This window comes from Bifidobacterium sp. MSK.17.10 (genome assembly GCF_019129655.1).
Classification (GTDB): domain Bacteria; phylum Actinomycetota; class Actinomycetes; order Actinomycetales; family Bifidobacteriaceae; genus Bifidobacterium; species Bifidobacterium adolescentis.
Genome location: NZ_JAHOJD010000004.1, coordinates 1 through 24,343 on the forward strand (window position 1 = coordinate 1; position 24,343 = coordinate 24,343).

Below are 24,343 nucleotides of genomic sequence, written 5' to 3' on the forward strand. Positions count from 1 at the left end.
TGGAGAACGCCACCGAACGCGTCCACGGCAGACGAATCGTGCGCATGACCGTCAGTCGCCATGCGGGCTTCTGGTATGCGGCCCTCACCGTCGAGCGTCCCACCGAAAGCGTTCCAGCGAAAAACAGAAAACGGAAGAACCGTAATCGTCAGGTCGGCGTGGATTTGGGCGTCAAGACCCTCGCCACCCTATCGGATGGCACCACGTTCCCCAATCCACGCAACTACGTCCGCACGCAACGGAAACTCCGCCACACCCAACAGTCGTTAAGCCGCCGCGATAGGGGCATGAACCATGGATGCGGGTCGAAACGGTACAACAGGGCGTTGGAGCGTGTGCGCCGAATCCACGCTCGCATAGCCGCCCAACGAGCCGACAACATCAGCAAGCTCACCACGTGGCTTGCCGACAATTATTCCGACATCAGCATCGAAGACCTCAACGTGCAAGGCATGAGCCATAACAGGAGGCTTGCCAAACACATACTGGACGCGGACTTCCACGAGTTCCGCCGCCAACTGGAATACAAGACCGCACGCACCGGCACGAGGCTCCATGTCATCGACCGCTGGTATCCAAGCTCGAAGACCTGCTCGAACTGCGGGACGGTGAAAGCCAAACTGCCCCTGTCCGAGCGCGTCTACCATTGCGAGGAGTGCGGACTTGTCATCGACCGCGACCTGAACGCGGCCATCAACATCCAAGTCGCCGGGAGTGCCCCGGAGACGTTAAACGCGCGTGGAGGAAGCGTAAGACATGCCCGCCCCAAAGGCGGGACAACGCGGCATCCGGCGAAACGCGAACCAAGCGGCGGCGAGAGTCGCGTGAGGCTTGGAGCTGGCCTTGGCAACGAGGCCATGCAGATGACTTCGCTCTAGCGACAAGCTAAAACAAAGTCATCTACAACGGCATCATACGGTAGGAATACGGTTTGATGAACGCGCCGATGATGGTGAACGTCCACAGGAACAGGAACACGTTCTCGAGCAGCATCACCTTCGCCATCGACAACCATTTGCGCGTGGTGATCGGGTAGAGAAAACGGCTCACGGGAAGTTTGTCGTAGGTCCGCCCCTCAAGCAGCATGCGCATCATGACCACCCGGTATGTCTGCTGGACGAACAGCCATACGAAAAGGTAAACGGCCAGGGATACGACGATTGGTACGGCCACGGCGACGCCGTCATTATGCACGATGGAATTGGCCGCATCGGCCATCGACAGAATGACCGAACCCGATGAGAACGAGTTGAGCAGAGACGCGAACACGCCGCGTTTACGCCCCATCATGGCATTGGTGTCGTTTTGCACGATCTGCTCCTGATTGTGCTCCACTTGCCTGCGTGCCTGGCTTTCATCGCCGACAAGCAGGTTCTCCAACACTTTCGACACGTTGTCGGATTGCGCTGTGCCATCCTCCTGCACGGTTGCGGACGGGGAACTGGCGTTCACCGACCATGTCGACGAACTGTAGGCGACACCGAACACCGAAGCGAACAGGCAGATGACGACTATCATCCAATAGTGTCTCTTATAGGCTTTCCTTGCATTGGCCTTCATGCCTTTGCGATCCATGCAGGCCTCCCTTCTTCTCGTCAATGAGATTCCGTTTTCGATTTTAACCGGCATGTTCCGTGATCGCTTTGATAAAAACATGGAAAACGGCACACGCGGCTGTCTGTGTCTTCTGCGAAACTGTAGGGTGCGTAAAACGCGGTAATGTCCACAATTCGATAGGGAGAAAGCACAGTTATGGCTCACGTCATCGATTTCAAGGAGGCCGGTTTCGATTCCGTCCTCGATGAACTGGAATGGCGCGGGTTGATTTCCCAGTCCACTGACAGGGATCGACTCGCCGAAGCGTTGAACGGAGAGCCCATCACCTATTATTGCGGCTTCGATCCGACCGCCGCCTCCCTGCACATCGGCAACCTCGTTCAGCTCATCAACATGCGCCACCTGCAGGCCGCAGGACACCATCCGATCGCGTTGGTCGGCGGCGCCACCGGCCTGATCGGAGATCCGCGCCAGTCGGGCGAACGTACGCTCAACCCGAAGGACGTCGTGGCCGGCTGGGCCGATCGTCTGAAGAAGCAGATCGGCGGCATCCTCGAGACCGAAGGCAGCAATCCGGTACGTTTCGTGTCCAACTACGATTGGACCGCTTCGATGAACGTCATCGACTTCCTGCGTGACGTCGGCAAGAATTTCCGTATGGGCACCATGCTCGCCAAGGACACCGTGGCCCGTCGCCTCAACTCCGAGGAAGGCATCTCCTTCACTGAGTTCAGCTATCAGGTGCTGCAGGGCAACGACTTCCTGCACCTGTTCGACGAGTACCATTGCGTGCTGGAGATCGGCGGCTCCGACCAGTGGGGCAACCTCACCTCCGGTCTGGATCTGATCCACAAGGTGCGCGGCGTGGACGTGAACGTGTTCACCAGCCCGATCATCACCGACGCGCAGGGCAAGAAGTTCGGCAAGTCCGAAGGCAACGCCGTCTGGTTGGATGGCACGATGCTCAGCCCCTACAAGTTCTACCAGTTCTGGTTCAACCGTCCCGACAGCGAGATGGAGAACCTGCTCAAGGCGTTCACCTTCCTGCCAAAGGCCGAAATCGAACGGCTTATCGAGGGAAGCAAGACCAATCCGGGCGCGCGTGAGGCGCAGCGCACCCTCGCATGGGAGGTCACCAGCTTCGTGCATGGCGAGGAAGCCACTCGCCAGGCCATCGAAGCTGCCGGCGCGTTGTTCGGACGTGGCGGCGATCTGGCGGACATCGATGAGTCCACGCTTGAGGCCGCTATCGACGGCATGAAGGTCGATGGGGAATTCGCCAAGGTCGCAGCCGGCGACCGTGTGGCCGAGGCTGGTATGAAGGCAGGCCTGTTCAAGTCGATTTCCGAGGCGCGCAAGACCATCAAGTCCGGTGGCGTGTACCTCAACAACACGCGCGTGGAGGATGAGGAACAGACGTTGCAGGAAGGTGACTTCCTGCATGGTCGTTTCGTGCTCATCCGCCGCGGCAAGAAGGCGCTCGGCGTCGTCGAACAGGCGTGAGACGCATAGGCAATCGTAAGTAAATAATCGCAAGTATCTCAAGACCAATAAGGAACAGCATGGCAGAAGAACAGCGCGGATCGCGCGGCAAGTCCTACGGCAACCACAAGTCCTACGGCTCGGGCAGGCCGGGTAACCGCGGTGGCAAGGGATTCAAGCCGCGCGGCAACGGCGGCAAGTCCTACGGACACAAGTCCGGCGGCTTCCACAACGATGACCGTAAGGGCGGATATCGCAAGGGCAATGGCGGCGGATACCGTCGTGGCGACCGCGATTTCCATCGCGATGGCGAAGGCGAAGGTCAGGAGCGTCGTTTCCACAACGGTCCGCGCAAGTTCAACCGCGATGGCGAGCGTCGTGACGACCGCCGCGGCGGCTATCGTGGCAATCGCGGCGACAATCCGCGCTACCAGCGTGATGGCGAGCGTTCCGGCTTCCGTCATAATGACCGTCGTGACGGCGATCGCAGGGATTTCCATCGTGACGACCGCCATGGTGATGGCGAGCGTCGCAATTTCCGTCATGACGGTGACCGTCGTGACTTCCGCCGTGACGATGGTGAGCGTCGTGGCGGCCGCAATTTCCACAAGGACGGCGATCGCAGGGACTTCCGCCGCGATGACCGCCGCGGGGAGCGCCGTGATGGCGAGCGTCGTAATTTCCGTCGTGATGATCGTCGTGACGGCGATCGCAGGGATTTCCGCCGTGACAACCAGCGTCGTGACTTCCACAAGGATCGCGACCAGCGTCCGGAAGGCGAGGAGCGCCGCGAATTCACTCGTGAAGAGAAGATGGAGTACCGCGAGGCGAAGCGTGGTGAATACCTGTCGAAGCCACGTCGCAATTCCGACGGCACGATGAGCTTCCCGTCGCAAAACCCGTACACGCATCGTCGCCCGGGCGAGCCGAAGATGCCGAAGGGCATCGAGTGGAGCATGCTGTCCACCGATGACCGTGAGCGTCTGCGTGGCCTGTCCAAGGAACATGCGGAGAACATCGGCCTGCACATCCTCGCCGCCTACACGCTTGAGGAAAGGGATCCGGAGCTGGCGCTCGAACACGCCAAGTGGGTGGCGCATCAGGCTTCCCGTATTGATTTCGCGCGTGAGACCCTTGCGTTCGTGGCCTACCGTCAGGGCGATTACAAACTGGCCCTGCGTGAGTTCCGCACCGCGTTCCGCATGAACGGTTTCCTTGACTATCTGCCGTTCATCGCCGACTGCGAGCGTGGTATGGGCGAGCCGAAGAAGGCCATCGAAACCGCCATGAGCGATGACGCGAAGTATCTGCGCGGCGAATCCAAGGCCGAGATGTTCCTCGTGTACGCGGGCGCGCTGGGCGACCTCGAGCTGTGGGATAAGGCCATTGAGATCGTGCATACGCTGGGCCGTTCCAAGGGTCTGGCCGGCGAATACCGCATGCGTGCGGTGCAGGCCGAACAGTACTTCCTCGAGCAGGCCGGACGCTCCGATGAGGCCGTGGCCCTCGACCAGCTGCTTGACAAGCTTGAGCTGCAGTACGCCGATGCCGAAGAGGACGAGACCTCCGACGATCTGGTCATCGAATACGACATGCAGGAATTGAACGACGAGCTTATGGACAAGCTCGGCATTTCCGAAGATGACGCCCAGTATGCGCCGGAAGACGAGGATGAGGACGATTCCGAGGCCGTCGACGAGAACGGCGAGACCAACGATGAGACCCAGCTTGATGCCGAAGCGGCCAAGGAAGGCGCCGAGTCCGACGACGAGCCTGCCGGTGACGGCGAAAACGCGGGCGACTCCGAAGACGACCAGACTGAGGATGAGGTCGAATCCGCAGCCGATTCCGACAACGAGTGAGGTGCGGCAAAACAATGCTGAAATCCACAACCCGTCCGCTGAGCGAAGCCTACCAGCTGGCGCTGCTTGATCTTGACGGCGTGGTCTACCGTGGCAAGAATCCGGTGGAACATGCTGCAGAGAGCATCCGCAAGGCCGAAGGCCTCGGCATGACGGTGGAATACACCACCAACAATTCCTCCCGACTGCAATCCGTGGTGGCCGACCAGCTTAAGGGCTTCGACCTTGACGTCGAACCATGGCAGGTCATCACCTCGTCCGTGGTGGCTGCCCGTATGGTGGCCCGTGCGGTGCCGCAAGGTGCGAAAGTGTTTGTGCTCGGAGCACAGCATCTGCGTGAGGAAGTCGCCAAGCAGGGTCTTGAAGTGGTTGATTCCGCCGAAGACAAGCCGGTCGCGGCCATCCAAGGCTGGTACCCGGACATGTCTTGGAACCAGATGGCGCAAATCGCCTACGCCGTAGAACAGGGCGCCACGTATTTCGTGACCAACCGCGACCTGACCATTCCGCGTGAGCTGGGCATCGCCCCCGGTTGCGGTTCCATGATCATGGCCGTCATCAACGCCACTGGTGTGGAACCGGTTTCGTCCGCAGGCAAGCCGGAATCCGCCATGTATGACGAAGCCCGACTGCTTGCCGCGCATGATGGTGCCGAACCAGTGGCCAAGGAAGCATGCCTCGCCATCGGTGACCGTCTCGATACCGATATCGAAGCCGGCAATCGTGGCGGCTATGATTCCCTGGCCGTGCTGACCGGCGTCACCAATCCGCATGAGCTGATGTTCGCTCCGGAGCATCTGCGTCCGACCTACATCGCCAAGGACCTGACCGGACTTAACGAGCCGGCCCCCGAAGTCGTGCATGAGGCTGGCGCTTGGAGCTGCCGCGACGTGCAGGCGTGCGTCGACGGCGATCGTCTTTACGTCACCGACATCACCAGCGTCGACGGTCTTCGTGCGGCCTGCGCCGCCATGTGGGATGCGGCGGATCGCGGACACAGCGTCGACGGCATGATCGTGCCGGAATTCCGAATCGCCTGATTGCCGCACGTGCGTATGCGCAACATGAATGACGATTCCGGTGCCGTCGTCCGACTCGACATCGCGCTGGTGGAGCGTGGCGTCACGGACAGCCGCTCCAAAGCACAACGGCTGATCGAATCCGGCAAGGTCCGGGTGAACGGCATCGTCGCATCCAAAGCGTCGCTCAAAGTCACGGCCGCCGACACGCTTGATGCCGATCTGGGAGACGATTACGTCTCCCGTGGAGCCTACAAGTTGGTCGGCGCGTTCGACATGTTCTCCCAGACGGGCCTGCGTTCCGCGGAAGGATTCGATTGCCTCGACATCGGCGCGTCCACCGGCGGTTTCTGCGACGTGCTTCTGCGACGCGGTGCCGCGCATGTGATCGCGCTCGACGTGGGGCACGGCCAGCTTGACCCGCGCATCGCAGGCAACGAGCGCATCATCGAAATGAGCGGCGTCAACATCCGCGACGTCGAAGCGGATGATCTGCCGTACCGGCCAAGCATGATCGTATCCGACGTGTCATTCATCTCGTTGACATACGTGATTCCCGTCATCGCGCGCATCGCCGCGCCCGGCGCACACGTCGTGCTGCTGGTCAAACCGCAGTTCGAAGTCGGCAAAGGCAACCTCGGCAAAAACGGCATCGTGGAAAGCGAAACCTTACGCAAACAGGCGCTCGACACCGTCACCGCCTGCGCGAAAGCCAACGGACTGGATGTACGCGCCACGGCGGTCTCACCGATCGAAGGCACGCACGGCAACATCGAGTATCTGCTGTATGCAGTGGCGTAAACCGTTCTCCGCCAATCGATAGCGTAAAAATGAAAGGCCGGCGGCCCATATGAAAAATCCCATATGGACCGCCGGCCTTTTGCATGTTCCGTGGGCCTAGCCCCTCAAAAACTTGTCGATCTGATCCTGCTTGCCCATGATGATGAGCTCGTCGTTACGGTGCATAATCAGCTCTTTCGAACCGTATTCGAATTCCTTGCCCGGCGATTTGACACCGACCACGGTGATGCCGAACCGTTCATGTACGCGCGCATCCTCGATGGAGTAACCGACGACATGCGGGGGAGTGTGGATCTTCACCACGCTGTACGCGCCTTCAAGCTCGATGTAGTCCAGATAGTTGCCGGACACCAAGTGCCCTACGCGTTTGCCGGCATCGGTCTCCGCGTTGATGATGTGCCGTGCGCCGATACGCTGCAGAATGCGCGCATGCTCCTTGGACACCGACTTCGCCCAAATGTCGGAGATGCCCGCGTCCAGCAGATTGCCGGCGGTGATGACGGACGCTTCGACGCTGTCGCCGATGGCTACGACCGCCGTGTCGAAATCGGAGGCGTTGATCTGCTCCAACGCCATCACGTCGGTCATGTCGGCCTGCACGGTGGGGATCTGCGACGACCAGCGGTTCACCAGTTCGCCGTCCTTGTCGACGGCGAGCACATCCTGTCCCATCGTATCCAATGTGGTGGCTACGGAACTGCCGAAACGGCCGAGTCCTACCACAAGAACGCTTCTGGTGTTGTTAGCCATGATTGTTCGCGTACCTTTCGATGTTCTGTTCCGGATTCAAGTATAGGAAGTTGCGGGTATAGAAACCGTATCGACGAATCCGCTCAGCCGACCACGATCTGCTCGGTGGGGTAGCGGACCGGCTCCACATTGCGCGGCCTGGAGATCGCGTAGGCGATGGTGAGCGGACCGAGCCTGCCGATGAACATGGTCGCGGCGAGAATGTACAGGACCGCTGGACTAGAAGCGCTGGCCACGCCGACCGAATAGCCTCCCAGACCGAACGCCGAGCAGGTGTCGAACAGCGCGTTGCTCAGCGAGCATCCGGTGATGGCCATCAATGTCATGGACACTATGGTGACGAGTGCCAGACATGAGGTGGTGACGGCCACGGCCGTCATGACGGCTTGCGAATGGATGCGACGATGGAATGCGTTGACGTCATGGCGTCCGGTGAACGCGGCGCGGCAGGTCAACAGAATCACGGCGAATGTGGTGACGCGGATGCCGCCTGCGGTCGAAGTGCTGCCGCCGCCGATGAACATGACGATGGACAGGAACACCTTCGTCGCATCGCTCACGCCCGGCATCCATGACAGGTCGAAGCCGGAGCTGCGGGGCATGACGGCCGCCACCATCGCATGCCACAACCGCGGTTCCACGCCTTCGGTGGCGAACAGCAGTTTGTTGTTCCATTCCATGAGGAGGAACCAGGTGAACGAGGCGAGCACGATGCAGAACGTGGTGGTCAGCGTGAGCTTGGTATGCAGGCTCCAACGCTTCGGCGGACGATGGTTGCGCCATGAGCGCATGAGGTTAAGCAGGACGGGAAAGCCGAGCGTGCCGCAGAACGCGCTGACGAGGATAGGCAGGCCAACAGCCCAATTGTTGACATGCAGGCCGGCGCCGTCAGGGGTGAAGCCGGCGTTGTTGTATGCCATGACCGCGAAGAACAACGATTCCCACAGCGTGTGCCGCACATTGCCATGATTGACTTTGTACAGGCCGGGGAACAGCGCCACGAACGTGATGCCTTCGATGGTGAACGCGGTGGCGATGACCACGGTGAGCACGCCCTTGATCTCGCCGAGTTTCGTGGTGCCCAGCTCGTTGGCCGTCAGCAGCTTTTGCGTGGCCTTGAGATGGTGGTTCACGGCCAAGGCGATGAGTGAAGCGAACGTCATGACACCCAAGCCGCCCATCTGCACGGAGAAGATGAGCACGGCCTGGCCGAAAGCGGACCAATGCGTCGTCGAATTGACGATGGAGATGCCACACGTCGAAATCGCGGAGATCGCGGTGAAGAACGCGGTGGTGAATGTCGTTTGCTCGCCTTTCGGCGTGGCGGTGGGCGTGAGCAGGAGCAGCGTGGACAATGCGCCCAACATCATGAAGTACAGGATGGTCAGACGTCCGGGATGTGTGGTGAGTCTGTGCATTAGGCTGCGCTTGCGCGGCTTGCGCTCCTCCGCCATGGCCTTCTCGAACGTGTCCCCGGAGAACCACCAGGCATAGCCATGTGAGGCCTCGCGATTGGAGGAGGACTCGTCGAAGACGAGGTTGGACATGCTGTTCCTCGCTCCTTGTCTGTATAAACGGTCTTCGTTTCCTTGAGCTATTGTAGACGGTAGTGTGACGAACGGTGCAGAGACATACCATTCGGCCTGTTCGGCGGATTCGTGGGAAAACGACGAACAGGTTTTGCGGGTGGGATGTACGTGGCTCGTGAACGAACGGAAACGTCTGCGGCGTGTCCGGACACCCGCTACCGCCATTCGTTCATTTGTTCGATTACAATGGTAGGCATCGGCGTCCGTCGAGGACGTGGTATGTACGAGAGTTCTCGGAAAGGGCTTGCGATGCACGGTACCCGGCATGCGGTGGTAGTGACGCATACACGTCTGCGTGAAAGCGGCACGGTGGTCGAAGAAGCCGTCGAACAGCTGCGGCGCGCCGATTTCGAAGTGACGATCATCGACAATATCGAAGCGCCCGATTTCGGCAGCAAGACGCCAGTAGTGCCGAAAAACACGGAAATCGTGGTCGTGCTTGGCGGGGACGGTACCATTCTGCGCGCGGCCGAACTGGTTCATTGCACTGAAGTGCCCATCCTCGGCGTGAACCTAGGGCATGTCGGCTTTCTTGCCGAATTTGAAAGCTTCCAGATGAGCGAGGCGATCCGTCGGATCGCCGACCACGACTATTCCATCGACGAACGTATGATCGCCCACGTCGACGTATGGCTGCCGGGCGCGACGGAACCCATCGAGGACTGGGCGTTGAACGACATCACTTTGGAACGTGCGGACCGTGGCAAGATGGTGGAATTGTCCATCCGTGTCGACGACGTGGAGATGAGCTCATTCGGTTGCGATGGCGTGATCGTATCCACGCCGACCGGTTCCACCGCCTACGCGTTTTCCGCGGGCGGGCCGATCATGTGGCCGAATGTGAAAGCCTTGCAATTGGTGCCGTTGGCGGCGCATGCGTTGTTCGCACGTCCGCTCATCATCGGTTCCGGCTCCACGTTCGCCATCGACATTCTCGAGGATTCCACGTCGGATGGCTGGATCTGCTGCGACGGCCGTCGTCAACGCGCACTGCCCAAAGGCACACGTGTCGAAGTGCGTGAATCGAAATGCACTTTGCGATTGGCTCGTTTGTCTGGCGTGCCGTTCACGAACCGGCTCGTCACCAAATTTGATTTGCCTGTCGTCGGCTGGCGCGAGCAGGCGCGCAAAACCGGTGGCATACATCATGGGCAATCGTTCCCTAGAACCGGCAAACCGGAAAGCGGGAAGTGACCGGGCATGCTGGAAGAGCTTGAGATTCACAATCTCGGTCCGATTCGTTCCGCTCTGATCGCCCCGGCAGGTGGTATGACGGCGATCACCGGTGAGACGGGAGCCGGCAAATCGATGCTGCTCAGTGCGATCCGACTGATTTCCGGCGGTCCGTCCGATGGAGGCCGCGTTTCGGTGGGCGCTCAGGAGGCGTGGGCGCAGGGTGTGTTCGAAGTCGCCTCGTCGCCGGCCGCGGTGGCCGCGGCACGGGAAGCCGGCTTCGAACCGGAGGATGGCGAGCTGTTTCTGTCGCGTAAAGTGCCCGCTTCCGGGCGATCCCGCAGCATGCTGTCGGGACGTAGCGTACCGCGTTCCGTACTCGCCTCCGTCGCCGCCGAATTGGTGACGATCCACGGCCAGGCCGACCAGTTACGTATCGCGACCGTTTCGCGGCAGCGTGAATTCCTGGACCGCTACGCGGGGGATGAAGTGGCGTTGGCCGCCTACGGCAAGACGTGGAACGCGCTGCGCGCAATGGATGAGCGTTTGGAAAGGCTCAGCAGCCAGGAATCGTCCATGCGCCAGCAGGCGGATTACCTGCGTGAGTCAATCGAACGCATCAACCGGGTCGACCCGCAGCCGGGGGAGATGGACGAATTGCGCGCACGCCGCGACCGCATCGAAAACGCCGCCGAAATCGCCGAAGGCGTGACCCGCGCATTGGGTGCGTTGGACGCCTCGCAGGTGGCGGATGACGTTGAATCGGCCAGCGCCGCCGATTTGATCGACCGTGCCTCGCAGGCATTGCGCGCCATTCACGTGGAAGGCGTGTTCTCCGAACTCGCCGACCGGCTCGACTCCATCAGCACCGATTTGTCCGACGTGGTGTTCAGCCTGTCCGGCGAAGTGGACAATGAGGCGAGCGTGGAGGATCTGGATGCCATCAACGGGCGCATCCACGAGTTGGACGAGCTGACCCGCCGGTGGGGGCCGGAATTGTCCGACGTGATCACGTGGAGGGACAAGGCCGTATACGATTTGGAGGATTTGGACGCCTCGCCGGAAAAGGTCGAACGGCTGGAAGCCGAACGCGCCCAACTGCTTGAGGCTGCGAAAAAAGCCGCGCAGACTGTGAGCAAACGGCGTAGAGCCGCGGCGAAGGAACTCGCGTCCAAAGTCACCGCGGAACTTGATTCGCTGGCCATGGGCACTTCGAAACTTGAGATCCGCGTGGCGGAACGCGAACAGTTGGACGCCACCGGAGCGGACGACATCGAATTCCTCTTCACCCCGTTCCCCGGCTCCCCGCAACTGCCGATGGGCAAAAGCGCATCCGGCGGCGAGCTGAGCCGTCTGATGCTCGCGCTCGAATTGGTGGCCGCTGAAAAGCATGTCGTGGCCGGCGGAACCGTGCCGCCGATGACGTTCATCTTCGATGAGGTCGACGCCGGCGTGGGTGGCAAGGCCGCTGTGGAGCTGGGTGCCCGCTTGGCCAAACTCGCCCAATCCGCGCAGGTTCTGGTCGTCACGCACCTGCCGCAGGTCGCCTCCTGGGCGGACGAACAGTATGTGGTTGCCAAAGGCGAAACCAAGGATGGTTCCATCGCCACCACCATCAGCCAGGTGCGCGGGGATGAGCGCGTGCACGAAATCGCCCGCATGCTGTCCGGCAGCGAAAGCGAAACATCTCTGGAACATGCCGAGGAACTGCTCAAATCGTCGGTGCTTGACTGACGGCGGATTCAATCGTAAAAAGTAATCGCAAATCGCAAAAGCGGTAATTGCAAAACAAAGGAGCCGATATGACACAGGAAACCAAGGCGAACCAAGGCAAAGGCGCCATCTTCGACCTTGACGGCACGCTACTCGACTCCATGGGCGTGTGGGATCAGGTGGACGTCGACTTCCTTGCCAAACGCGGCATCGAGGTGCCGGACGACTACATGCAGAAGGTCGCGGCCATGCAATTCCGCCAGATCGCCGAATACACAATCGCACGATTCGGCCTGTCGGACACTCCCGAAGCGTTGATGGAGGAGTGGGACCATATGGCACGTGTCATGTACGCCACGGTGGTTGAAGCCAAACCGTATGCGCGCGAATATCTGGAATCGTTGAAGGCGAGCGGCGCGAAACTGGCCGTGGCCACGTCATTGCCGCCGATGCTGCGCGAACCGGCCATGAAGCACGTCGGCATTTTCGACTATTTCGATGACGTGGTCAGCGTCGACGATGCTGGCGACGTCGGCAAAACTGAGCCGGACGTATATCTGCTGGCCGCGTCGCGTCTCGGCATCAAACCAAGCGACTGCACCGTATTCGAGGATCTGCTGGTCGGCATGCGCTCGGCCAAGTCGGTCGGCATGCATGTGTGGGCCATGCACGACGATTCCTCCGACGCCGACTGGCCTGAGATCTGCGATCTGGCCGACGGCGTCATGTTCGACTTCCACGACGCGCCTGCCGCATTGTAGGAACCGTTGTCGTACGGGATATATGCATTTGGGGCTTTCCGTTGATTCGGAAGACCCCAAATCCGTTCTCCATAAGAGTCTACCGGTTGGCTCGGTTCAGATGTCCTTGCTACCGTAAATATGCAGTGATATCTTGCTGGAGAACGCTAAGGCGAGTACGTCGATGATCAAGAATGCCGCTAATGCAATGGCTTGGTGCCGGCTGATCGCCTGGCCAGCTGTTCGACGGTCTTTTCGAATTCCGGCAATGCCTTGCGCAGTCCGATGACCGTGCCCACGATCACGCCGATGCTCAGAATAATGGCGGCCATGGCACGATAAGGGGAGAACCGGTACAGGAACGGCTGCACGATGGTGTTGAGTAGCACGAGGGTCAGCACGGTCATCGCGGCGAAACCGATCGCATCCGTCACTTTAACTGGCTCGTGCATGGTGATGCCGGCGCCGTTCGGACCGACCAGACCCATGATGTAGCCGGACGGCAGGTCGAAGGTCACGTCATCCAATGTGAAGCCGGAATCATAATGCTTCGTCAATCCGGTTACGCTCAAGGCCAAGGTTGGCCGTGTCCCTTGGGGAGCGAGGAATCGTTCATGATTGTTCCCTGTATGCTTTCTCGAACATGCCAAGCAGATCAAGCAGGCTGATGTCGGCGGCTTTGGCCTCGATGGAAACTTCACGGAGCTTGTCCATGATGCGTTCGCGAGCACGTTCCTTCATGAGTTCGTTGCCTCGTTCCATCACGAACGTGCCTTTGCCCTGCACGTTCTCCACGAGCCCCTCGTCAGCCAGTTCGTTATACGCTCTGGTCACGGTGAGCACGCTGACGCGCAGTTCCTTGGCGAGCTTGCGCAGTGAGGGAAGCGCCTCGCCTGCCATAAGCTCACCCGACATGATCGCGGACCTGATTTGGTTCTTGATCTGTTCGTAAATCGGTTCTCCGGACACGGATGAGATGATTAGCTTCAATCTGTGCCTCTTTTTCTGTATGTTTCGTAGGTGATATATCTCCCAGCCGAACAGTTAGATGCAAGCTGTTTAGCTGTTATATATAATAGTAACACAGAAAACCCGTACTGTTATTGCGTGTCGCATAACAGTACGGGTTCTGTTGGAATATAAGGAAATCCGCCGCTCCATGAACGCCTCTTGCGGTCGTCGATTGACGGAATCGACATTTACTTGCGTTCGCGGATTCCCGTATGGACGGTTATATGCGAGTCGGATGGATGATACGGCGGAAACACAGGTAGATCAGCCATGCCAACGACATGATCGTCAACATAGGCAATGTAGGGAACCGGCGATGAGTTCCACTTCAGTCATGATTGCGATTTGCTTCGCGCCAAAGGAGAGAGCGTCCCTTTTGGTGCGATCCGTCGCCTGGGTGGTGTTGCTATCTTGCTGCATGATTGTTTGTTGAGGAAACCATCTGTTATTTCATTCCCTTATAGAGTTCTTTGGCTAGACCAATCAGTGACTTGTCTGAGCCTGCTGGGCCAATAAGGCATGCGCCGCATGGCAGTCCATCTGCTGTTTCCAATGTCGCGTATCGTCCGTTCATAATCGGGCAGTTGTTGAAACATCGACAGATCAATCAGACCGTGAACGCCTTTGGTGATGTCAACGGCTTGCGTCGCGTCGAAGTCGATGGCGGCCGACAGCAGCAGGTACACTTGTTGACGTGGCATCTCGAACATGGCGGTAATCATATCGATGGCGTGTTCGACGCTTTGCGATAATGCGTCATCCAGCGTACTGCTGAAACCCATTGGAATCAGTGTGCCATGACTGATCGCAAATGGCAGATCCGTGCGTCCGAACAGTCGTTTGGCTTCGGCTGTTGGCACTACCTGCACGCGAAGTGTAGCTCTGAGCGACGCTTCCAATGCGGTGAGCGACACTTCGCCATTGCCTTGGGTAAAATGCGGATTGCCGATGTATAATCCTGCGCCTTCAATCTGTACTGGCAGAAATAGCGTGGATTCAACGGTGAGATTGCGTAAATCGATATTGCCACCATAATCTGCAGGTGGAATGGAGCTTGGACGCTGATTACTGGCGGTGGTCACGTCCATGATTCCCAGAAATGGATGCATCGGGAAACGTATCGTCGATACCGTCTCACTGCTTGTGTTTGTGGTGTGTGTCGTTTGAACTGGAAACCATGCCGTTTCGGTTTCAACATCCGCTCGGCAGAACTGGCCGTAGTTGCCGTCGAAATCCTCGGATCCTGCCAGCACTCCACGCGCGTGGCGGGTGGAGATCACACCGTAGGGAAGCGCGGCGCCAACGTGGTCGGAGTGATTGCCAGCAGATCACCTGGGTGGGCTTCCGGTACGGCAATCGGACTGGTGACCACATGCGGGCCATCTGTATCGGGATTATGGTGACATTCTCGTGCTATGGCGATGCCGTCGTTCAACACGTCGTTTGCGGCGCGACCATCTATGAGCAATCATGTGTGACTGATCAAATTCTCCGGATTGCCGGGCATGTCGAAATCTACGGTCTGCCGCCAATGATCGTGCGGGAAATCACGCCATCCAGTTTGGTACCATCGAACGCACTAATGGGATTGCGTCCCAACAACGCATTCGCATCGACAACAACCTGACGGTTGGGATTTACCATTACCAGATTAGCCCTTTTGCCGGGGATGATAGCACCACCGCCTCGGGGTTCAGTGCATATGCGGCTGGGGCTTTTCGCGCACTTTGGCGGTGAGGTAGTCCGCTTCCACCTTCCATACGGTGACGGCGTGTACCTGCTGGTCGGTGAACTCCACATGTTCCATGCCGGCCTGCTGCTTCATCAGCAGTGCGAGCCCCTGGCGCGCTTCGTCAAGATTGTCGATGATGGACGCGGTACCATTGCCAACGATCGACTTGAACGCCTCGCCCCAATTGCACAGCGTGCGTCCCTCGACCACCTCGCAGTCAGTCGCCATTTCGAATGCTACAGGAAGCGCGTTGCCCGCGGCCTTGACAGCGTCCATCTTACGTCCGGTCGCAGAACCATGGAAATACAAGGTGAGATGATTGGATTCCGTGTCGAACACGTATCCGAAATTCAACGGCACGATGGTGATGCCTTCCGCATCGGTGTATGCAAGACTCACGATCTTGCATGTTGCGATAATCGCCTCGACCTGCTGCGGTTCGGTTACCTCACGGTCGGCACGCCTCATCATGCGATGCCTTCCCGCAACCGTCCGCTCATCATTACGACGCGTCACCATGGCACGTTCCTCTCTGCTGGATTTACACACCCAGCCTACCGGCTCCCTCAGCCGATGCTGTATACGCCGGAACCATCATCCCACCAAGCATGATCCACCGGCTCCGGCTGCACAAGACGCTTCGGTCCCTTCAGCATTTCAATCGCCTTCAACTCCAAACGTTCACGCTCCTCAGCCAACGCACCGCCAACATCTGCGCCTCATCAACCACCGCAACGGAGCGCAATGCACATCAGAATGAGCACGCTCCAACGTCTGCAACGCATCATGAGTCTTACCAGAATTCGTAGGCCCAACATGTAAAACCACCCGCCGACGCGCAGCACGCGTTCGCGGATGTCGGTTTTCTGGGGATGTGTTCGCTAGTGTGAAACTGGTAGGATGATGGGGAGGTCGTCCATAGGAGGGTGGCTTTTCAGCTTCTGTTGCATGGTTGATGCTTGGCGAGGTGATATGCGATATCTTACGAATACGGGCAGGTAAGTGAGAAGACCGCTCAAGTGGGAGAATTCATTAAGCTCATCTCCGACGCTGGCGATAATCCTCGCTTTGCGGTGGCGGATGCTAAACAGTTGCTTAAACTTTATGAGGAGCAGTACGCTTACTTGGGAGACACTCTAGTAAATCAGATTGCAAAGCTCCTTGGTGGGATTTCCGATGATGCTGTTGTTGGCGAAGAGAAAGGGGCAAGATTCCTGTGGGCCGCCAGGATGCTCAAAAACCCGGTATCGAACTGCATGACTCCGGTTTTTAGTGGTAAAAGATTTGTGCTTTCTGGAGATTTTGAAATGTATGGCGGTAAATCGACCGCCGCTGAAATGATTGAGGAGGCTGGCGGCAGTGTTACGAAGACCGGACCTTCAAAAAGGATCAATTATGTGATCGTTGGCGATAGAGGTAACGCAGCTTGGGCTTTCGGCAGTTATGGAACGAAGGTCAAGAGCATGCCATGGAATTAAAACTTGCGGATAATCCCACCATCGAGATTGTTTCGGAGAAGGCCTTTCTGGATGCGCTTGAGAAGACCAATGCGGATGCGCTTGAAACACTTTCCGAGAAGCAAGAAGAATATAAGCGGATTTGGTCCACGGCAAGGAGCGTTGGCAGAGATTTCCATGGTTTGACTGATGGTCAGAAAAAAGCTTTTGATCTAGTCAAAGAAGGCAAGAACGTTTATCTTACGGGTCTCGCTGGTACAGGCAAGTCCTATATTGTCGAGCGGATTATTGAATGGGCTCAAACGTCGGGTTTGAACGTCATTACATGTGCTCCGACAGGTATAGCCGCGCTTAACGTGGGTGGTTCGACGGTGCACCGCGTCCTTTGCATTCGTCCGGGACGGACCTTGGAGAAAGACCCGCATCCTTTTGTGCCTACGGATTCTCCGCTTCCGGACTGTGATCTGTTGATTCTTGATGAAGTGTCCATGTGCCGTATGGATTTATTCGATTATCTTTCCGCAGTGTTGAAGATTGCCGGCAAAATACGTAAACAGAAGGGCAAGGGTCTTTGCCAATTATTGGTCGTTGGTGATTTTTGCCAGCTTCCGCCCGTCATCACTAATGAAGAGAGGCGGTTTTTGGAAGAAAAATATGGCTACGACGTTGGAGAGGCGTTTGCGTTTCAAAGCAGCGAATGGGCGTTCTGGAACTTCGAGGAAGTGGAACTCTGCGAGGCGATCAGGCAAAGGGATGCGCACTTTGTTGCGGCTCTTAATGCTTGCAGATTCGGCGACAAGAATGGTGCGCGTTGGATAGAGCAGCATGCTCTCGTCAATCCGCTGCCTGACTCCATCATTCTTTGCAGTACCAATGCGCAGGCGCGGGATGAAAACATGCAGAGGCTCAATGCTTTAAAAGATGAGGAAATGACATTCGTGGCGCATGTGACCGGTGAGGTTCTTAAGTCGGATATGCCGACTGATGAGGAGCTTTCGCTGAAACCTGGCGCGCGAGTCATGGCTCTTGTCAACAACTCCGAAGATACATTCATGAACGGCGCATTGGGAACGGTCATAAACTGTGACGGTCCAGGTGCCCTAGTTCGGTTTGACGGAATAGAGGCTACTTTTGTGCAGAGCTTTGAGTGGAAAATCACGAAGCCTGTTCTCATTAATGGACGCATTGAAAAAGAGGTTGTGGGAACATTCGAACAGATACCTCTTAAATTGGCTTGGGCAATTACCATTCATAAGTCGCAGGGGCAAACATTCGATAGGGCGATTATCTATCCGGATTGCTGGGATTTCGGCCAGTTGTACACGGCTCTATCGCGACTGACGGGTATTCACGGACTGTATCTTGCTCATCACATAAACGATAACTTCTTGGTTACTTCCAAAGAAGTGCTTGATTTCCTCAACGGAAAAAGAAAAACGGATGATGGTCGGAGGGCGAAGACTGTTCAGACTCGACATGCTACACGCCGAGTATCTAACAAGAAGGATATTACACCGGATAAAAACATCGACGGCAATATGGATGATTTCGATATCCGCTGGGGTACCGTTCCGGACGATGTTGAGCTGGAAGACATTGGCGATGATATGGACTTGCTTCTGCAGTCGGCGGAACTGATCGTCACCTCGCAGTTCGGTTCGACATCCATGCTGCAGCGCAAGCTGTGTGTCGGATTCGCCAAGGCTGGTCGTCTTATGGATTTGCTGGAGTCGCGTGGCGTTGTGGGGCCTTCCGAAGGGTGCAAGGCCCGTGAGGTGTTGGTGCAGCCTCAGGACCTGCCGCAGGTGCTTGCCTTCATCAAGGGTGAGACGGCGATGCCTGTTTCGAAGCCTGCAAGCGATCCTTGGGCGGCCATGGATCCATGGGAAGCTGAGGATCCTTGGGACGTGGAAGAAGCGCCCAAGCCAGGTGTCACTCAGGAAAGATTCAAATCTCTCAATGAGGAGGTTGAAAAGAAAAAGACCTCGAAAGGTGGTCTGTTTGCGAGGATTAAGCGGCTGTTCGGCGCGAGGTAGCGCGCCTATGTAGAGCTGTGTTTTAGCCGCAGTCTTCGGGGATGTTACTGTCGCCCATGACATCCCTCTGTTCTTTTTCGAATGGTGTATCCGCTATTGTGCGCCCCATACGGGGTAGAAAATCGTGTGCGTTGTGGTGACGTACGCCAAATACGGTATGGGCGACTTTTTGTATGTATCCTGCGATGCTCGCGAGTTTACTTCGATTTACCTGGTATCCTGGGTTTGAGCAGCCGTTGACATTCAATTCAAGGAGTTTTCACTATGCCCATGGATCCAATACCGGTCATAGACCTGTTTGCGGGACCAGGCGGTATGAGCGAAGGATTCTCTTCCCTGCGTGATGAAAACGATGAGCCGGTGTTCCGCTCCATCATGTCTATAGAGATGGAGCGTACTGCGCATGCCACATTGAGGTTGCGCGCGTTCGCTCGCCGTCTTATGGATGCGGATGGACGGCTGCCCCAAGATTACATCGACTATCTCGGAACTCCTTCCAGTGAGAATCTCGAAAGATTGAAGGATTCTCATCCAGAAGAGTGGGCTGCAGCCGAAGCCGAGGCAATCCAAGGAACCCTCAAAGAGGGTGATGATGAGTTCGTCGAGATGGCAAAGAAACGTTTGCAAGGGTATGACGGTCCTCTCGTGCTGATCGGTGGTCCGCCATGCCAAGCGTATTCGCTCGTCGGGCGCGCTCGTCGTACCCATGATAAGGACAGGCTCGAAAAGGACGTCAAGCAGACGCTCTACAAGTGCTATCTGCGGTTCATCGAAGTGCTCAGGCCTACGGCGTTTGTCATGGAGAACGTGAAAGGACTGCTGTCCGCGCGCAATTACGGCGAAGGCGTGTTCGGACATATCCGTGCTGATATGGAGGCGTTGGGATACGAGCTGCATTCTATGGTCGTGAAAGATCCAGAGCGGCCTCATGATTTCATTGTTCGCGCCGACGAATTCGGCGTCCCCCAGGCCCGTCATAGGGTCATCCTGTTCGGTACCAGGAGCGGGTGCGGCCAGGGCGCTCCCGGAGTGATGACTCCACGCCCAGTTATTACGGTCGACCAAGTATTAGGGGAGATGCCGCGCATCCGTTCTGGATTCTCCTCCAGAGTTCATGACAAGCTTGACTGGAAGGAATACGTCCGCAAGGCTGCGGAAAAACTCATGCTCACTCCGGAGGGATCCGCATTGGGGCCGAGCTTGGAACCCGTGATGGAGGGCAAGCATCTGCCTTCCGCACAGCATGCCGGGACCTTCTTGTGGGGACAATCCTTGATGTCCATCAAAATTCTTCACACATATGCGATAGAAGAGAAGGCTCGGATGATCGCCGAAGTACTTGGTCAGATAGTATTGACGCTCCGAACTATTTTTCTGGTCAATGGGAAGCTGATATGTACAGGCTGCAATCTTGAGCGCATCGTTCTTGGAGCCAAGTCGCATTTTATCGCCATTGATTTGGAACTGTCTATTGTCCCTGAATGTGCATTTACGCTTGACCTGGGTCCAATGAAAATTGACGCCTTCCACTTCGTTTCCGTTACCGTTGATGAAACCAATATTCCAAGTCATATCGGGATTTTCTGACAGCTGGGTGCATGCGTACTGTTCGGCCATGCTTGTGTTCATCTCGATTTCCTGATCGCGATAGGTCATGAGAGTGGGACCGAAGAATGTATCTCTATAGCCCGATCGGTATTGGGAAAGGAAATCCACGACGGCCTTGGCGGGAACATTCTGAAAGACTTGTGTCTCAACCAAGGGTGATACAGATGAGATGACTTGCGGTGCGTTGCAGACGCCGAGCAGCTTCATGAATGCTTCATCATTCTGATTTCGACGTTTCATATCAACGTCGAGTTTGATTGACTCGATGATTTCACCGGCCATGTCAAATTCTTGGTAGCCGATCCCTTCCACAGCGTTGCGCATCTTGCTGGCATTGGTGATGCGTACACCCTTGTTCGGGTTCTTTCTGATGGCAAGTCCGAACTGTTTGGGCGTCATGCCAAGATGCTTCATCCTGCTTGCGGATTCCTTGAGTTCTTCCACGATGGAACATGAGTAGCGGTAATCAAGTACGGATTCCGGCAGTAACCAGATACGTTGCAGATTCGCGTAATTCGGACGATATCCAAACCACCGGCCCATCTGCAGGAGAGTATCGGAAGCTGTCACTCTCCGGTAGAACACACTGCAAATCAGACCACTGAGCGTCATACCTCGGGAAAGCTGGTTTCCTCCGATGAATATGGTGCATTCGTTGGAAGTCAGATCGGGCGGGACATCGTTTCTGAGGCTCCAGTCATCGGAATCAGAGTTGACCAGTCTGACACGAAGTCTGCTGGATTGGACAAGACGCCTTATCCGTAGGAACATCATTCCCCAGGAAATGTCCGTGCTCGTGTAATACTCGCTTTCAAAGGCCTCTTGCAGGTCATCGATTCTCGGATCTCCATCAGCATGGAATCGTACGGCATTCTCAACCTGCCTTAAATAACCACTGACCCGATCAGCAATCTGACGCTGGACATCGGTGAATCGTGACATATGGATGAGCATGGATTGCTGTTCGTCTTCCGCGTTGGGACGGAGAGCGCACGCATTAATGAAGGTGCAGACGGCATGCTTGACTTGGTCATCCAATTCGGGATCTACGATGTCGTAGTTCTTTCCGTGCGATACGGGTAGCCAACTTTCTAGTTCACCCTCATCAATCTCTCTCACGCAACTCGAATCTTCGGGAACGCTATCCATGTCGCCGAACAACTTCTTTGCTCCGATGTACGCGTCGGGGGATTTAAGTATGTGAATGAAATCCTGTGGGAACAGATCACTTTCATCCGCATCGTCGATGAAGATATTCGCAAAAGGCGTTGCCGTAACGGCAACGTAAGAAGTTCGGGAACTGATTTGACACAGGTCGCGAATCAGCGAATTGATTCGTGTGGGAGAATCATCCAGTTTGGCGGAATTGACAGATGCGTAGTCGCTTTCATCATCAATGATGAGCACGGGCAGATCCTTGTCGAATTCGGGACTGTCGAACCACTTATTGAACTTGGAGAGAATTGACGCGTTTTTCTTTATCACCGCCACGCAGGGGGCGGCGCTGTTCCATGTTGGGCGTGGAAAGCTATGGAATGCCTTATCGTAGGCTGCCACGAAGTCATTTTCGTTAGTGAGCTGGCTGGGGTGCGCAATGTTCTGCTGGTACTTTCCGATGCCCACTCGTATTCCATCCTGCCAGCCGATGAAATCAGTATCGATACGTTCCTGTGTTTGCTGTCTCAGATTCTCATTATCACTGGTCAATACGATGATGAGACGGTATCCACAGTCAGCGGCCTTGTTCATCAGAGCGATATAGGTACGGGTCTTTCCGGACTGCACGTCTCCTAGAATCAAACCTTTTCTGGAAACTGCCGGTTGATCGCGACGTGGATCTGCCAACAGTTTGACTATCTCATTGGCGGTATAGTCGAGAGTCGAATAGCTGGAATTCTTATCCATGACGAGGTACTGATAGTACGAATCTGATCGAGGGGTTTCCCAAGTATCAGATGACTGCATATCTGACAGCCATGGTTTCCATGCCGAGTTTTGGTCAGTGAGAGTTATACCTTCGTCTATTTTCGGAACTAACTCGTTACGTAATTCGCGGAAAGTGCGGTTGTATCCCTCGGAATCTTCTAGTAGTTCAGGTTTTCGAGAGACGAGTATTTTTAATGCATCCTCAATATCCTGTTCGGAAGGAGCTTGGTCATCATCGTCATCCACCATCAGAACAAGCTTCACCTTAGCCTTGACTTTTTCCCATTTATTACGCATGTGATACCTCCATTAGGATTTCTTCGGCGTTCTGGCATAAGGAAAACGGCTCTTTGGATTTGTATTTCTCGACAAAAGCTGAAGCGCTCATGTGCTTTAACTGGTTTGCAAGCATCCACATGTCTTGGGCGCATTCGCGTATCTCATCATCGGTCAGACCGTTCTCCGCTCCATGCTCGTCCACTGAGAGTCGTGATTGTACGTCGTTGTACGGGAACGCTGCTGCGAATACTTTTATCATCCCGCTGAAATCGCGGCGCTGCTCCCTGGAAAGGTTGTCGATGAATCCTTTCACATATGGATTGTCCGTGTTGATCTCATATCGAAAAGAGCCGTCCCTGTCACTGATGACGTCCCAGATGCGGGCTTCCGGATCGTTCGACGTCTTGCGTCCACGGAACTGCTGCGTGCGGCGGCTGGGAGCGGCTAATTTCTCCACGTAGCGTTTCATCGCGTCTCGTATGGTCTTCGGAGGTGTGGCCTGCGACTTTTTGATGTCAAGCGTCCACTCGTCATCCATGTTGTTCGGGATATCGACTTGCACGCGGGATAGTTTCGTTGCTTCCTTGCGGGTGAGAAGGCGGAACCAGCTGCCCCAGGTGATTAGCCGGTACGCGCGGTAGATATAGAAACCTTGGGTATCGAACAGCGTGTGTCCTTTTTCCTGTTTCAGATCAAGAAGACCTCTGTCTTCCATGGTCAGTTTGTTCTGATAGGGGAGCGTATATCCGCACAACGTGGCGTCGGTGCCGGGGATGCGCTGCATCCGTTGCCGCTGCGTGGCAAGGTTGTTCACGAGAAAAGGATCGCGTTCCGGCACGGGCTCATCGTTCACGGTTATCGAGATGCGTTCGATTTCATCCTCAGGATATGGGTGGAGGAACCTGTGGAACACGAGACCCAGATACCCGGACAGTTCGAGCATGGCTTGGTCTATATCCTGCAGGGAATCGCCCGCGACGTTTCCCAGACGATCCAGGTTACGCCATAGCACGCATGTGCCATGCGTGCTGGGCATGAGATCCCGCACCTTTCGAGGCAATTCAAGATTGGTCTGCTCTTCATCCAAGGTCTCGAGATCCCATTCGCGTGTTCGTGCGACGTGGTCCAGATCCCATCGGAGCGTATTCTGACGTCCGTGCTGAACGGTGGAAAGCATGACGGAACGTGCCTGTGAAAGGGATGCGGTCTTCAAACCGAGTCCGAAACGGCCTAGATCGTTGGCATTGCGCTTGGCGTTCGGGTTGGTTCCGGCGAGTTTCATCGCGTTCACGGCCGTCTCATAGTCCATGCCGTCACCGTCATCAATGATTGCCACATACGGATCTTCGCCGTGGTCGAAGTAGCGGATGCTGATGGTTTTGGCGTGGGCGGCGATTGAGTTGTCTATGATATCCGCCACCGCGGTGTTCAGGCTGTATCCGACGGACCGCATCGATTCCAAAAGGTTTGGATCAGGTGTGCAGTCTACCATTTCGAATCTCCCGGACATCTTTGTAGAATGTTGATAGGAAAAGTCTACTGCGCCAGAGGGGATAATCTTTAGATTGAGTCGTCTTTTTTACTTCTCGGGCATTTCAGCAAATAAGA

The 24,343-nt window shown here is 56.4% G+C and carries 17 protein-coding genes and 4 pseudogenes; 12 read left to right on the forward strand and 9 right to left on the reverse strand.

Features of this window, described 5'->3' with window-relative positions; translation table 11 throughout:
* Positions 1 to 878 (forward strand): RNA-guided endonuclease TnpB family protein (locus KSX58_RS03950; protein ID WP_217752045.1); only part of this gene is annotated, 878 nt, incomplete at its 5' end.
* 22 nt (positions 879 to 900) lie between these two features.
* Here KSX58_RS03950 and KSX58_RS03955 read toward each other — a convergent pair.
* Positions 901 to 1,575 (reverse strand): hypothetical protein, encoded by a 675-nt coding sequence (locus tag KSX58_RS03955; protein ID WP_217736155.1) that lies wholly within the window; start codon positions 1,573 to 1,575, stop codon positions 901 to 903.
* A 177-nt stretch (positions 1,576 to 1,752) separates the two neighbouring features.
* Here KSX58_RS03955 and tyrS point away from each other — a divergent pair, with 177 nt between their 5' ends.
* Genes tyrS through KSX58_RS03975 form a run of 4 tightly spaced genes read left to right on the forward strand, consistent with a single transcriptional unit; the run spans position 1,753 to position 6,721 of the window.
* On the forward strand, positions 1,753 to 3,060 hold the full coding sequence (tyrS, locus tag KSX58_RS03960) for a tyrosine--tRNA ligase (protein WP_039775270.1): 1,308 nt from the start codon (positions 1,753 to 1,755) through the stop codon (positions 3,058 to 3,060).
* Between the two features lie 59 nt (positions 3,061 to 3,119).
* Positions 3,120 to 4,901 carry a lipopolysaccharide assembly protein LapB gene (locus KSX58_RS03965; RefSeq protein WP_046999553.1) on the forward strand — a complete coding sequence of 594 codons (1,782 nt, stop codon included), beginning with the start codon at positions 3,120 to 3,122 and terminating at the stop codon, positions 4,899 to 4,901.
* Positions 4,902 to 4,915: 14 nt separating this feature from the next.
* A complete protein-coding gene (locus KSX58_RS03970; protein ID WP_042990796.1) occupies positions 4,916 to 5,941 on the forward strand; it encodes an HAD-IIA family hydrolase in 1,026 nt (341 codons plus the stop codon).
* 24 nt (positions 5,942 to 5,965) lie between these two features.
* Positions 5,966 to 6,721 carry a TlyA family RNA methyltransferase gene (locus KSX58_RS03975; protein WP_046999566.1) on the forward strand — a complete coding sequence of 252 codons (756 nt, stop codon included), beginning with the start codon at positions 5,966 to 5,968 and terminating at the stop codon, positions 6,719 to 6,721.
* Between the two features lie 96 nt (positions 6,722 to 6,817).
* Here KSX58_RS03975 and KSX58_RS03980 read toward each other — a convergent pair whose 3' ends face one another.
* On the reverse strand, positions 6,818 to 7,471 hold the full coding sequence (locus KSX58_RS03980) for a TrkA family potassium uptake protein (protein ID WP_021913094.1): 654 nt from the start codon (positions 7,469 to 7,471) through the stop codon (positions 6,818 to 6,820).
* A gap of 83 nt (positions 7,472 to 7,554) precedes the next feature.
* Positions 7,555 to 9,018 carry a potassium transporter TrkG gene (locus KSX58_RS03985; protein WP_033500281.1) on the reverse strand — a complete coding sequence of 488 codons (1,464 nt, stop codon included), beginning with the start codon at positions 9,016 to 9,018 and terminating at the stop codon, positions 7,555 to 7,557.
* Between the two features lie 291 nt (positions 9,019 to 9,309).
* On the opposite strand from KSX58_RS03985, the gene KSX58_RS03990 reads away from it, so the two are divergent.
* The 3 genes from KSX58_RS03990 to KSX58_RS04000 all read left to right on the forward strand — a co-directional run bounded on the left by KSX58_RS03990 (position 9,310) and on the right by KSX58_RS04000 (position 12,707).
* A complete protein-coding gene (locus KSX58_RS03990) occupies positions 9,310 to 10,254 on the forward strand; it encodes an NAD kinase (RefSeq protein WP_033500282.1) in 945 nt (314 codons plus the stop codon).
* A 6-nt stretch (positions 10,255 to 10,260) separates the two neighbouring features.
* The gene (gene recN, locus KSX58_RS03995) at positions 10,261 to 11,967 is read left to right on the forward strand and encodes a DNA repair protein RecN (protein ID WP_117319987.1); all 1,707 of its coding nucleotides are present in this window, start codon (positions 10,261 to 10,263) and stop codon (positions 11,965 to 11,967) included.
* A 68-nt stretch (positions 11,968 to 12,035) separates the two neighbouring features.
* The gene (locus KSX58_RS04000) at positions 12,036 to 12,707 is read left to right on the forward strand and encodes an HAD family phosphatase (protein ID WP_124917215.1); all 672 of its coding nucleotides are present in this window, start codon (positions 12,036 to 12,038) and stop codon (positions 12,705 to 12,707) included.
* 437 nt (positions 12,708 to 13,144) lie between these two features.
* Here the strand turns inward: KSX58_RS04000 and KSX58_RS04010 are convergent.
* The 4 genes and pseudogenes from KSX58_RS04010 to KSX58_RS04025 all read right to left on the reverse strand — a co-directional run.
* Positions 13,145 to 13,302: pseudogene (locus KSX58_RS04010) on the reverse strand (ABC transporter ATP-binding protein); the annotation flags it as partial.
* Complete coding sequence (locus KSX58_RS04015) at positions 13,299 to 13,676, reverse strand: GntR family transcriptional regulator (protein ID WP_021913087.1); 378 nt, start codon at positions 13,674 to 13,676, stop codon at positions 13,299 to 13,301. The gene KSX58_RS04015 and the pseudogene KSX58_RS04010, both read right to left, overlap by 4 nt.
* A 479-nt stretch (positions 13,677 to 14,155) precedes the next feature.
* Entirely contained in the window at positions 14,156 to 14,950 is a 795-nt protein-coding gene (locus KSX58_RS04020) for an acetamidase/formamidase family protein (RefSeq protein ID WP_124917214.1), read from the reverse strand.
* A 440-nt stretch (positions 14,951 to 15,390) separates the two neighbouring features.
* On the reverse strand, positions 15,391 to 15,948 hold the full coding sequence (locus KSX58_RS04025; protein ID WP_034984593.1) for a pyridoxamine 5'-phosphate oxidase family protein: 558 nt from the start codon (positions 15,946 to 15,948) through the stop codon (positions 15,391 to 15,393).
* A gap of 500 nt (positions 15,949 to 16,448) precedes the next feature.
* Between KSX58_RS04025 and KSX58_RS10585 the strand changes: the two genes are divergently transcribed.
* The 4 genes and pseudogenes from KSX58_RS10585 to KSX58_RS10400 form a co-directional block, all read left to right on the forward strand.
* Positions 16,449 to 16,907 (forward strand): BRCT domain-containing protein, encoded by a 459-nt coding sequence (locus tag KSX58_RS10585; protein ID WP_038444535.1) that lies wholly within the window; start codon positions 16,449 to 16,451, stop codon positions 16,905 to 16,907.
* Positions 16,898 to 17,518, forward strand: a pseudogene (locus tag KSX58_RS10390) (AAA family ATPase); the annotation flags it as partial. The gene KSX58_RS10585 and the pseudogene KSX58_RS10390, both read left to right, overlap by 10 nt.
* 957 nt (positions 17,519 to 18,475) lie before the next feature.
* A pseudogene (locus KSX58_RS10395) lies at positions 18,476 to 18,721 on the forward strand (DNA translocase FtsK); the annotation flags it as partial.
* An 807-nt stretch (positions 18,722 to 19,528) separates the two neighbouring features.
* A pseudogene (locus KSX58_RS10400) lies at positions 19,529 to 19,873 on the forward strand (DNA cytosine methyltransferase); the annotation flags it as partial.
* Between the two features lie 117 nt (positions 19,874 to 19,990).
* Here the strand turns inward: KSX58_RS10400 and KSX58_RS10405 are convergent.
* Both KSX58_RS10405 and KSX58_RS04045 read right to left on the reverse strand, forming a co-directional pair.
* Positions 19,991 to 22,753 carry a Z1 domain-containing protein gene (locus KSX58_RS10405; protein ID WP_254882475.1) on the reverse strand — a complete coding sequence of 921 codons (2,763 nt, stop codon included), beginning with the start codon at positions 22,751 to 22,753 and terminating at the stop codon, positions 19,991 to 19,993.
* Positions 22,746 to 24,188 carry an ATP-binding protein gene (locus KSX58_RS04045; protein WP_038444533.1) on the reverse strand — a complete coding sequence of 481 codons (1,443 nt, stop codon included), beginning with the start codon at positions 24,186 to 24,188 and terminating at the stop codon, positions 22,746 to 22,748. Before KSX58_RS04045 ends, KSX58_RS10405 begins: the two co-directional genes overlap by 8 nt.
* Between the last annotated feature and the right edge of the window lie 155 nt (positions 24,189 to 24,343).